Annotated in this window: 14 protein-coding genes; 2 read left to right on the forward strand and 12 right to left on the reverse strand. The window is 43.9% G+C overall.

Going from position 1 to position 10781, the window contains the following annotated elements; translation table 11 throughout:
* Positions 1–562: 562 nt before the first annotated feature.
* From ACTNDS_RS04065 to ACTNDS_RS04090, 6 genes are all read right to left on the reverse strand, one after another.
* A complete protein-coding gene (locus ACTNDS_RS04065) occupies positions 563–1033 on the reverse strand; it encodes an RNA polymerase subunit sigma-73 (RefSeq protein WP_002576321.1) in 471 nt (156 codons plus the stop codon).
* Positions 1034–1200: 167 nt separating this feature from the next.
* A complete protein-coding gene (bcrD, locus tag ACTNDS_RS04070) occupies positions 1201–2028 on the reverse strand; it encodes a bacitracin resistance undecaprenyl-diphosphatase BcrD (protein WP_002576322.1) in 828 nt (275 codons plus the stop codon).
* Complete coding sequence (locus ACTNDS_RS04075) at positions 2028–2777, reverse strand: ABC transporter permease (protein WP_002576323.1); 750 nt, start codon at positions 2775–2777, stop codon at positions 2028–2030. Before ACTNDS_RS04075 ends, bcrD begins: the two co-directional genes overlap by 1 nt.
* A complete protein-coding gene (gene bcrA, locus ACTNDS_RS04080; protein WP_002576324.1) occupies positions 2770–3687 on the reverse strand; it encodes a bacitracin ABC transporter ATP-binding protein BcrA in 918 nt (305 codons plus the stop codon). The genes ACTNDS_RS04075 and bcrA overlap by 8 nt, the downstream gene beginning before the upstream one ends.
* Positions 3688–3867: 180 nt before the next feature.
* Positions 3868–4482 (reverse strand): bacitracin resistance transcriptional activator BcrR, encoded by a 615-nt coding sequence (gene bcrR, locus ACTNDS_RS04085; protein ID WP_002576325.1) that lies wholly within the window; start codon positions 4480–4482, stop codon positions 3868–3870.
* A complete protein-coding gene (locus ACTNDS_RS04090) occupies positions 4472–4669 on the reverse strand; it encodes a helix-turn-helix domain-containing protein (RefSeq protein WP_009246557.1) in 198 nt (65 codons plus the stop codon). The genes bcrR and ACTNDS_RS04090 overlap by 11 nt, the downstream gene beginning before the upstream one ends.
* Before the next feature lie 165 nt (positions 4670–4834).
* Here ACTNDS_RS04090 and ACTNDS_RS04095 point away from each other — a divergent pair, with 165 nt between their 5' ends.
* Positions 4835–5188, forward strand: a complete 354-nt coding sequence (locus ACTNDS_RS04095; protein ID WP_002576326.1) for a helix-turn-helix domain-containing protein — start codon at positions 4835–4837, stop codon at positions 5186–5188.
* Positions 5189–5268: 80 nt separating this feature from the next.
* Here ACTNDS_RS04095 and ACTNDS_RS04100 read toward each other — a convergent pair whose 3' ends face one another.
* Together ACTNDS_RS04100 and ACTNDS_RS04105 are read right to left on the reverse strand one after the other, a co-directional pair.
* On the reverse strand, positions 5269–5565 hold the full coding sequence (locus tag ACTNDS_RS04100; protein WP_002576327.1) for a hypothetical protein: 297 nt from the start codon (positions 5563–5565) through the stop codon (positions 5269–5271).
* 284 nt (positions 5566–5849) lie between these two features.
* Positions 5850–7265: a relaxase/mobilization nuclease domain-containing protein gene (locus ACTNDS_RS04105; RefSeq protein ID WP_119636353.1), complete on the reverse strand. Its 1416-nt coding sequence runs from the start codon at positions 7263–7265 to the stop codon at positions 5850–5852.
* 121 nt (positions 7266–7386) lie between these two features.
* Here ACTNDS_RS04105 and ACTNDS_RS04110 point away from each other — a divergent pair, with 121 nt between their 5' ends.
* Positions 7387–8799: an ATP-binding protein gene (locus ACTNDS_RS04110; RefSeq protein WP_119636352.1), complete on the forward strand. Its 1413-nt coding sequence runs from the start codon at positions 7387–7389 to the stop codon at positions 8797–8799.
* Positions 8800–8870: 71 nt separating this feature from the next.
* On the opposite strand, the gene ACTNDS_RS04115 is transcribed toward ACTNDS_RS04110, so the two are convergent.
* From ACTNDS_RS04115 to ACTNDS_RS04130, 4 genes are all read right to left on the reverse strand, one after another.
* Positions 8871–9170, reverse strand: coding sequence for a CD1845 family protein (locus ACTNDS_RS04115; protein ID WP_119636351.1), 300 nt, complete (start codon positions 9168–9170; stop codon positions 8871–8873).
* Positions 9167–9469 carry a hypothetical protein gene (locus tag ACTNDS_RS04120; protein ID WP_007045794.1) on the reverse strand — a complete coding sequence of 101 codons (303 nt, stop codon included), beginning with the start codon at positions 9467–9469 and terminating at the stop codon, positions 9167–9169. The genes ACTNDS_RS04115 and ACTNDS_RS04120 overlap by 4 nt, the downstream gene beginning before the upstream one ends.
* 151 nt (positions 9470–9620) lie before the next feature.
* The gene (locus ACTNDS_RS04125) at positions 9621–9959 is read right to left on the reverse strand and encodes a plasmid mobilization protein (protein ID WP_003526263.1); all 339 of its coding nucleotides are present in this window, start codon (positions 9957–9959) and stop codon (positions 9621–9623) included.
* A 2-nt stretch (positions 9960–9961) separates the two neighbouring features.
* Positions 9962–10780 carry a DUF3849 domain-containing protein gene (locus tag ACTNDS_RS04130; RefSeq protein ID WP_373729882.1) on the reverse strand — a complete coding sequence of 273 codons (819 nt, stop codon included), beginning with the start codon at positions 10778–10780 and terminating at the stop codon, positions 9962–9964.
* Position 10781 lies beyond the last annotated feature (1 nt).

The following is a 10781-nucleotide window of genomic DNA, read 5'->3' on the forward strand; positions in this document are numbered from 1 at the left end:
GTTCATAGTGAAAGCTCCTTCCCGTGATAGCTATCTATATACTACCACAAAAACTTTCAAGCTTCACTGACATCTATCCTAACACACAGGGGTCCCCCTTTCTGTCAAAGATGTGGTTGTTGCTTTCAAAATCACATGAATGCGCTGGCAACCGAAGCTGCCAGCGCATGGTATCTGACTTTGAAAAATTTACTCGCCACATTTGCCACGCACCCCTGGCGATGGGGACATTCCGGTCTCCGCTGGCGCGGCTGTCATAACTCCACAGCGTCGTTTTACTCGTGCGCCGCAGAGTTCCCCCCAAGTCTTTAGGAGGCCGTGAGGAAGTATCTTTAACCCCTATGCAGTCATCGCGCCCTGAAATGCCACTTTCGGGTATCAGGCTGACGTGGATCGCTCGGAACAGTCCTATTCATCACCTCCTGGGGCTGTCCATCTTCGCGGCGTGCCTGATTCGCTCGTACATAGGTTATGTACCGGAAATGCCGTCTATGAAATTGTCAAGCTCCACATTGGGAGAATGTTCTTCCCTCAATGGGTAGGCACTGATACGCTTCATTTGTTAAGTGTTATTCAAAAATTTTTTTATTTTTTTAAATCTTTGTGCAACAGCACTTCTGGAACAATGCCAAAGACGTGCTACATCAATTTGACGATAACCATCCACAAAAAGTAATGTCAATAGCTCCAAATCTTTCTTCGACAGCTTCTTCAATCTCAACAGTAGTTGTTCGTTTTCCACCGAAGCCAACCATCCATATCGCGTTTGATCAATCTTATCAACATCCCATTGATAAGATAACGATGCAAACTTTCGGAACAGCTGTGATTGACCACATACTTCATCATATTGTTCACAAGGTATTGGTTGCGTATGGTTTTGAAAAACCCTTTGACTGCAAAACCATGCCCAGTCATATTCTTTCATGGCAGCAATCTGTTCTTCGCTCATCCCTGCATCACAATACTCAACTTCTAAACGCTTCCATCTACTATCAAACTTCTTTTTCTCATATCCATAATTAAATCCCATTATTAACCTCCTGTAGATTCAATTTGCAAAATTCACCATGCAAACTAAAATCAGGAGGAGATCGACAACGAGAATCTCTGGGTTGTTTTCCATCCCCAGAAACAAAAATGCCAGCTGATCTTAAGGACCAGCTGGCATTTTTATTCGCGCACAAAGAAAACGCATTATTAAGATTTTATAAGTACAACAAGTATACCAAGCACAATTCGATACCAACCAAACACCTTAAAATCATGTTTTTTGATAAAGTTCATTAGGAATTTAATTACTAAGACAGATACCGCAAATGCCACAGCCATACCGAGAACAAGAGCGAGCAGTTCTGCACTTGTAAATTCAAACCCGAATTTTAACAGCTTAAAAGCACTTGCTCCAAGCATAGTAGGTACTGCGAGGAAAAAAGTAAACTCTGCTGCTGCCACTCGTGAAACTCCTATGAGTAAAGCACCTATAATCGTTGCTCCCGACCGTGATGTGCCGGGTATAAGTGATAACACTTGAAATGCCCCTATCAAGATTGCTGTTTTATAGCTGATGTCAGAAAGTGCCATAGTAGTAGGAGTACGCTTTTTATTCCAATTTTCTATGAGAATGAATAACAAACCATAAAAGATTAACATGATTGAAATCACAATGGGGGTTTGGAGGTAAGCATCCAAATAATCATCAAATAGAATCCCCATAATAGCTGACGGTACACAAGCTACCGCAACCTTGAACCACAACGAGAAAGTATCCTTTTTAACAATTGACTGTGCTTTGTTCTTAAATTGAAAGGGAAACATCTTGTTCCAAAACATTACAACCACTGCGAGTATAGCTCCAAGTTGAATAACAACAAAAAACATTTCTTTAAATGCTTCGCTCATATTAAGTGTGATAAATTCGTCCACAAGAATCATATGTCCTGTGCTGCTGATAGGTAGCCACTCAGTAATACCCTCAACAATTCCAAGAAAAATAACTTTTAAAATTTCTATAAAATCAAGTACCATTATTTCAAATCCTCCTTTTTAAAATGATGAAAGGTCATAAGAAAACCAACTGCTGATACAAGAATAATAATAGATACAGACAGCAGTGTAGGATAGCCGGTACTCTGAAGTTTACCCTGCACCAAGAAATAGGTGGCTGTCCACGGATACAACGCTCCCCATTCTTGATTTGAAAGTGCGGCACTTCCCATGACAATCACGGCAGAGCCAATCATCGGGGCGACAAATCCTTTTGTTTTCATAGCAACAAACACAAAAGGAGAAACTGTTAAAAACATCAGGATACTGCCAAACAAAAACTTGGGGAGCCATACTATTGCCACTAGTAAGCTATATCCCTCCAATGTAAAGACAGCGTCATATAGCCCACAAACGATAAATATACCTGCCCATGTTACAAGGGTTAGCATAACAATCCAAAGAAGCAGGGTGCAAAATTTTCCAATTAATAGTTTTGTCCTTGAAATGGGTATGGGCAATATGGTTTTGAGGGTGCTTTCTGTGTACTCTCTGCTAAACAAGTAAGCTGCAATTGCCACATATATCATAATGTTTACCAGCAGCATGATATACAGTACACTGTCGCTGTATATGTCAGACAAGGTAAAGATAATCTCCGGCTTATCAAAATGTGTTTGCAAGGCTTCTATTAACATCAAAAGTGGGGTAGATAATACCCCTGCCACACTAATTAGCACCATTTTTGAACGCTTTAGTTTTAATAATTCACAAGAAATAAGATTAAGCAATACCGCCACCTCCAATCAGTTTAGAAAAGTAGTCCTCTAAGTTTTCCTCACTATCATTTATCCTTGTCACGAGCAGTCCATTTCGTGCAAATTCTCGATTGATTTCTCCAACACTTTGGCTAAAGTCATAAATTCTCACCGTACCGTCCTGCACTGTAAAATCCGTCATGTGGTAGTGGTTTTCTAAAATCTTTCCGGCTATCTCACTGTCAGATAAATCAAATTGAATGTATTTTCGATTCCTTTTGTGAAGCTCGGATATATTCACTTCCTCTACTAAATGCCCCTCGTGCATAACGCCGATAATATCTGCTATCTGTTCAATCTCGCTTAAAACATGGCTTGAGATAAAAATGGTAATGCCATGATTGTGACTAAGTTCAGATAAAAATGAGCGTATTTCAACTATTCCAATGGGGTCAAGTCCGTTAATCGGTTCGTCAAGTATTAAAAGCTCCGGCTCGTGCATAATGGCGGCGGCAATACCAAGCCGTTGCTTCATTCCGAGGGAATAATCGGAAAAGACTTTTCTTTTCTCCTTATGCAGCCCCACAACTTCAAGAGCTTTTTCTACTCCACTTTTAGATACTCCCCCTCGCAGTTTAGCGAGAATTTGCAAATTCTCATACCCTGTTAAATTACTGTAAAATCCCGGTGTTTCGATAATAGAGCCTACTTTGCTATAAAGGGTATGGATATTTTCCTTATAGTTTGTGCCAAACAAGCGTACCGTTCCCTCCGTTGGGAAAGCAAGCTGCAACATCATTTTCATTGCTGTGGTTTTGCCTGCTCCGTTTCTGCCGAGCAAACCATAAATTTTGCCCTTTGGCACATGAAGATTTACCTTATCGACAACGGTGGCTGTTCCGTATCGCTTCGTAAGATTTTCTGTTTCAATGATATAATCCATATTTGATTCTCCTTTCCGTGGGTTGCTGTTCTTGTTTTCGCTGACCACAATCTTATTATCCACGAGTATTGCATAGAAGCCAAGAAATCTACCGTCACAATGCCGACACAATAGATGTCAGCACGAAAAAAGCTCCGACACTTATCGTGTCAGAGCCTATTTTAAAGGGTTTATGGCATTTTACTTTGTTTGGGTTTGCTTTATCCAGACAAATATTTTAGCAACAAATAGCAGAAACATAAGGGCGGTTACATAGGGTTGTCTTGCCGCAGCGAAGAAGCAAATAAAAAGCGTACTCAGCACGAGAGAGCATTTTGTGATTATGTTGCTCCATGATTCCTTTTCAAAACAAACACACATCAGTTTCGCTATCCCAAGTGCAATCAAAACAATAAAAACAATCCAATAGATTGCAAGATATATTGGGGTAGTGTCTGTAAATGAAAGTAGATTGACAGAATAAATATATCCGTCAACAAGGTTACCATACAACGGCAAAAGTATAAAAGTAACCGCCATCATATCTAATATTCCATAAATGAAACTGTAAATTTTTTTCAAGTTGGAACGATTTTCAGTTTCGGCAAGTGTAATCAGTTCTTCGCCCGATAGCAGTTCATCTATGGTCACAGAAAAGAATTTAGAAATACACTTGAGCGACTCAATGTTAGGGTAACCCTTGCCGCTTTCCCATTTTGAAATGGCTGTTCTTGATACATATAATTGCTCCGCAAGTTGTTCCTGCGTTAAGTTCTTTCCAGTCCTAAGCTGTTGTAGCTTTTCATTAAATTCCATGATTCTCCTCCTGTTTGTTCCTTGTTTTCATACGTCCATCAACGGGTTTTTCTGCATCTTTTGGTATCATCCATGCACGACCAAATTTTTCAGTTCCGTCAATGCGATTTTCCTCACATAATTTTTGTATCCGTCTTTCCGATATGCCCCATTTTTCAGAAGCGGCTTTCACAGAAATGTAATTCATAATATCAACTTCCTTTCGCAAAGAGTATATAATTATTATATACGGAATGACGAATAATAGCAAGTTTCTCTCCACTAATACGAAATTATACACTACTAAACATAAAATCATACTTCGTTCAAATATCATCACCCGAAATGTACAATGATATAGGATGATATTAAAATGTACCAAGATGAAAGAAAACTTGATTTTAAGCCGTTAGGTATAGCGATAAAAAAAGCTCGGGAAGCAAAAGGGTGGACACAGGAATATCTTGCCCAACTGGTAGACCTTACGCCACGCTCTATTATGTATATAGAGAACAGGGGGCAGCACCCAAGGCTTAACAAATTTTATCTCATTACTACCTTGCTTGACATCTCTGTAGACCAGTTCTTTTTTCCATGCAATGAAGATGGCGACAACAATCGCCGCAAACAAGTTGATGTACTGTTGAATGATATGGAAGAAAAGGAGCTTATCGTGATGGAAGCTACGGCTCAAGGCTTGAAAAAGGCAAGAGAAACTGCGGAATAATTAACGCTGTTTTCGTAAGCCAAGCCAACTGAAAAAAGTGCGACACCTACACAGGCTATCGCACTTTTTAGGTTATTTTTTTATTCTCCACACAAATCATAAAGCTGTTCACATCGGTTTTGAATATCTAAGATTTCTGTTTCGGTTAAACTCCTGCGGTTATGAGTAAGTTGTTGCTCTAAAAAATCACGATAGCCATCAAGTAAGGCATCCCGTAAAAGCTCGGGGGCTTTGCAATGTTCCACACCAAACCATTGCTCATCTTTTTCATCCCAAATCATAACGGTGTATCCTCGCTTAGTGTTCACCACCTCCAAAACACTATCTTTATTTAGGTAATCGTTGAATACTTCTAAAACCTTTTCAAAGGTCATCATTTTATCAGCCCTTTCATATTTTAGGTGCTTATATGTAAGTAGTTTATATACTTATTACGACTATGATAATAAAAGTAAATCATCGTGTAAAGGATACGGATATTGTTTGCGAACAAAAGTGGCAAGCAATGCCTGTGTTAATACACACAGGCCCGCAGAGAAGAAAATCCCTTTGTGATTTTCCTCTCTGCTTGCTTGTTGAGGGCAGCGCCCCCAAGCCCCTTTGAACACAGAATTTCATTCTGTGGCTGCGCGTTCTGCGAACGCTTTTGACCAGAACCAGCTTACCGCTGGCCGTGGTCTTTTTCTTTTTCAACATCCTGTTCTACCTCCATTTTCAGCACTCGATCTACATTTGCCTTTGCCGTTAAAAGCTCCCGCATTTCCTCACGGGAACGCCGGTACTCGGCATAGGTCTTTTTCTTTTCTTCCAGCAATTTCGCGTACTCCGTCTGCAACTCTTTGACCTTGGGAAGCTTCTTGACTCCCATCTCATCAAAGGCATTCTTAGCAGCCTGGTGGAGCAGAATTTCTTCCTCATATTCCCCCCGGAATTTCTTAGAGTAACCCGCCTTGCGGTATGCCACATAGACCTCACGGGTCTTGGCATAATTTACGATGTGAGTACGCAGAACAGCGATCTCTGCCATGCGCTTTTCAGCCGCTTTGATCTGCGCCGAAAGTTCATTGTGATGTGCCGTGGCAGCCGTAGCCTTTTCTTCCAAAACCGCATACTCCAGCAGGTTATGCTCTGACAGGTAATTCATGGTCTGCGCCATTTGCTTCAGATTGAAAACTTTGGCCCATCGAGCATAGCCAGCACCCTTTCCGGCCTGCAATTTTGCCTGAATGTCCACCAGTAGATTGACCTTCGGCGGCTCCGGCTGCACGACGTTTTTTTTACGGGGCGTATGCTGTTTTTCTCCGGCCAGCACCGCACGAATTTCCGCTTCACTGTACCCGGCCCCCAGCTTGTCATCCATGCGGGCTACATTCTTCCAGCCGGGTGCTTTGAGCCGGATCGCTTTCCCGCGCCGGGATACCTCGCAGCCCATTTCGGAAAGCAGTTTCAGCAGCGCATCAAAGTCCGCTGGATTCTGCTCCAGCGCACAGTCAATCATTACTCGCAGCAGCTCTCGGTGAGAGGGCTTTGCCTGATCGCCCAGCCATTTGTTATAGCTCTTTCCGTGAAGTTTCGTATTCTCTACAATGGACAGTCCATTCTCAATACAGATGGTGTCACTTAGCCGACGAACCGCCTTGGTGCTGCCCCAAAAATTGCGGAACTTCCGGTCATATTCTAAGCTGACCGATGACCAGATAATGTGATTATGAACGTGGGCTTTGTCTATATGAGTGCAGACCACAAAGGCATGATTGCCTTTAGTAAAACGCTTTGCAAATTCTACGCCCAGCCGGTTTGCTTCTTCCGGGGTAATCTCACCAGGGCGGAAGGACTGGCGCACATGATAGGCAATCACATCATCTGCGCCACGCACTCGTCCAGTAGCGGCAATGTACTGCCGCTTTGCCAGAAGGAACTCCGCATCCGCAGTCCGGCTGTCACACGCATAGCCGGTAATGAGCTTGCCGTTATCTGTTTTCTGTGGATTTGCTACATAGTCGATGATGTCACTGATTGCCCGACTTTCTGTGCGACCCTTGCCAACATGAAGCGGCATGATTCTTGTAGTTGCCATAATAGAAGGCCCTCCTCTCATAAATATTTTTTCGCTGAACTCTTTGCTTCTATCGTTGCAATAACTTTCTCCGCTGGGTATAATAAAAAAGAACATTCTACAACCTCAAGGGAGGGATTTTATGATAGAACAGCTCATTGCCGAAGCAACGGAATGTGATTTCAAAGTTGCTCTCGAAACAAAAAAGCCAAAAAGCTGGTTAAAAAGTGTCAGTGCCTTTTCCAATGGGATCGGCGGCACTCTGTTTTTCGGAGTCTCTGATGACCGGGAGCCTATCGGCTTGTCCGATGTTCAAAAGGATGCTGAAGCGATCAGCCGCTTAATCAAAGAACGTATCACACCATTACCGCAGTTTATCTTAAAGCCATTGCAGGAAGATGGTAAAAACCTGTTGGCTCTGGAGGTTTCTTCTGGCCGCAGCACCCCATACTATTACAAGGCAGACGGCGTGATGGAGGCATACATCCGTGTTGGAAATGAAAGCGTAATTGCACCGGATTACATTGTGAATGAACTGATCTTAAAGGGAACCAATCAGTCCTTTGACACCTTAACAACAGAAGCTGTGAAAAAGGATTACAGCTTCACACTCCTGGAGGCAACCTATCTGGAACGAACCGGCCTCCGCTTCGAGCCATCCGATTATGTCTCCTTCGGTTTGGCTGACAAAAATGGGTTCTTGACCAATGCCGGAAAGCTCATGACCGATCAGCACACAGTTTATAACTCCCGTATGTTCTGTACCCGGTGGAATGGCTTGGAAAAAGGCTCTATCTTTGATGATGCGCTGGACGATAAGGAATACGAGGGGAATTTGATTTATTTACTGAAAAGCGGCAGTGAATTTATTCGCAATAATTCCAAAGTCCGTTTTGTCAAAGAAGCTCAGTATCGGGTAGACAAGCCGGATTATGCTGAACGAGCTGTAACAGAGGCTCTTGTCAACGCTCTCATCCATCGTGATTATATTGTGCTTGGCAGCGAAGTCCACATTGATATGTTTGATGATCGGGTGGAAATCACATCTCCGGGCGGTATGTTTGGCGGCGGCTCAATTCAGGAATACGATATTTACAGTATTCGTTCGATGCGACGAAACCCTGTGATCGCTGACCTGTTCCACCGCATGAAGTACATGGAACGCCGTGGAAGTGGTCTGCGCAAAATCGTCAGTGAAACTGAAAAGCTGCCTGGATACACAGAGGCATATAAGCCCGAATTTTCCTCAACACCGACAGATTTCAGAGTCATCTTGAAAAATGTAAACTACATCATGTGCGGTGCTTCCGCACATGATACAGCACATGATGCCGCACATGATACATCTGTGATCAGCAAGCAAAACTTGCTATTGGAATTTTGTGCAGACCCTAAAAGTCGAGATGAAATGCAAGCATATATTGATGTTTCCAGCCGTTCTCACTTCAGCAAATATTACCTCAAGCCTTTATTATCTTCTGGTAAACTTGAAATGATGTTTCCAGACAAACCCAAAAGCAAAAACCAGAAATACACTACCGTTCATTCCAAATAACCAAGAAGCAGGGCACTGGGTCTCATCTCCCATTGTCCTGCTTCTTTTCATTCCAGATTTATTCACATCATTTACCCATACATCCAATCCTGGATCGCAAATTTCAAATCCTGCACCTTACCCAACAGCCAGATCGCCGCAAGCGGCAATCCCATCGGGCTAATCAAAAAAGCTATAACCAGTAAAATCACACCATTCTGCGGGGAATAGGTAATAAGCACAGCCACGCCAAGCAGAGCAATTACCGTGCTGAGCAGACCAAGCACCAGACTGGATATATAGATTAGCCCCGTGCAGAGCCAGACAAAAAGCGTCAACACCAAAACGACTGGTGCAGTTACGATCATCAGCAGACATTTCAAAATCTTCATTCCTGTTCCTCCTTCCAACGCTCCAGATGCCGTTTGCACAGGGCATCCGCTTCTCTCTCATCATCTTCCGTCACTTCCCGTTTTCCTTTGGTCAGTTCAATCTCCAGATAAGTCCGGTAATCATCGGCTAAGAGGTCGAACAGTTCCTTGGGAGTATGGCACACCTCGCCAGAGCAATAGTGAAAATCTTGGTCAAATTCAACTCTTACACATCCATGGCGGCTGATATAAACTTCTATGGTCTCGTCTGCGGTCAGGTAATCCGCAAAAATCTCCAGCACCTTTTCAAAGGTCAGCATCTGTTTTCACTCCTTTACTACGCTTCTTATTCTACTCATATTATCCGGTACGGACAGTCAAAAGACAAGGATACAGACAAAAAGAAAAAGCGGAGGAAGGTGCGGCGAAGAAATGCCGTTCCTCCCTCCGCAAATGGAGTATCTATCCCTGTTATGAAAGTTTGGAGAGTTGGGTAAGGATTTCCTTCACTCCCTCCCACAGTTGTTCCTGCCGCTGGGATATATCCTCCAAGTCAGCATTATAAACCCGTCCGGTCTCATGCACTTTACGGGTCAGCTGATTCAAGTTGTTGCTGCTTCGGCGCATCAGGGAGACCAACTCCTTCAGCTCCGGCAGTTCCAGCTTGACCACATAACCATCCAGCGCCATTTTCCGCAGATAAGCGCTCAAATTCTCTGTCCCGTATTGCTGCATCTTTTGATGGATCAGTTCCAGTTCTTCTGCGGACACCCAAAACAAAACCGGAACATCCCGCTTGCGCTTTGCCATGGTTATCGCTCCGGCTCCCATTTTTTCGGGGCGGCAGACTTATGGGCGGGCAGTTCCTGTTTGAGCTTATCCCGTACTGAGGGACGGGACGGTTCCAGCTTTTCTCTCTGGGTACGGCTGCGCTGCTGTTCTTCACGCACCAGATCAATAAAACCATCCAGAACAGCAGGGTGGCTGTTTAAGGCATAACCACAACGGACGGTTTCGGGATTATCATTAGGAATGGTCTTAGCCCATTCTTTGTTGCGTCGGGAGTAGCGCCCATCCCAGTCCTGGAGCTGGACCGTGTTAGACAGAACCATAGACACACGCTCCATGCCATAGGTCTCGATCACACCCTTTGCCGCATCGTGGCTGAGATACATTCCGTCGAAGTGCTCCCGCACCGCCGCTTCAATAGACTCCTTGCATTGGCGATTTACATTGTTGGAAGCTCGGTACTGCTCCAGCCCCCCATGTTCTCTCGCATAGGCAGCTGAATGGGGATAGACCGGTGTTGTTCGCAGTTCCTCTTTGGCTCTGCACACATCGTCGGCACGGCTTTCAATGCTGTCCCGGATCACACCCATATAGCCGGTCTCCAGCTTTTCAAAATAGCGGTACACATCCGCCAATGGAGAGGGAGATTCCAAAAGTGCCTGAGCCTGGGTGTCGGTCAACTCCAGTTCCTCCATTGCCATCACGATGTCCTCGCGGGTGGTGTACTCATAGGCATGGTTTAAGACTTCTTCCGGGGGCTGGCTTTTCAGCCAGTCCCGGAACTTGTCCTGTTCGGCAGCCATCTTTTCATAAAGAGCTGTATTCAGATCGTTAGTATTCATG

The sequence above is a fragment of the Blautia sp. HCP3S3_C12 genome (assembly GCF_052064155.1).
Taxonomy (GTDB): domain Bacteria; phylum Bacillota; class Clostridia; order Lachnospirales; family Lachnospiraceae; genus Blautia_A.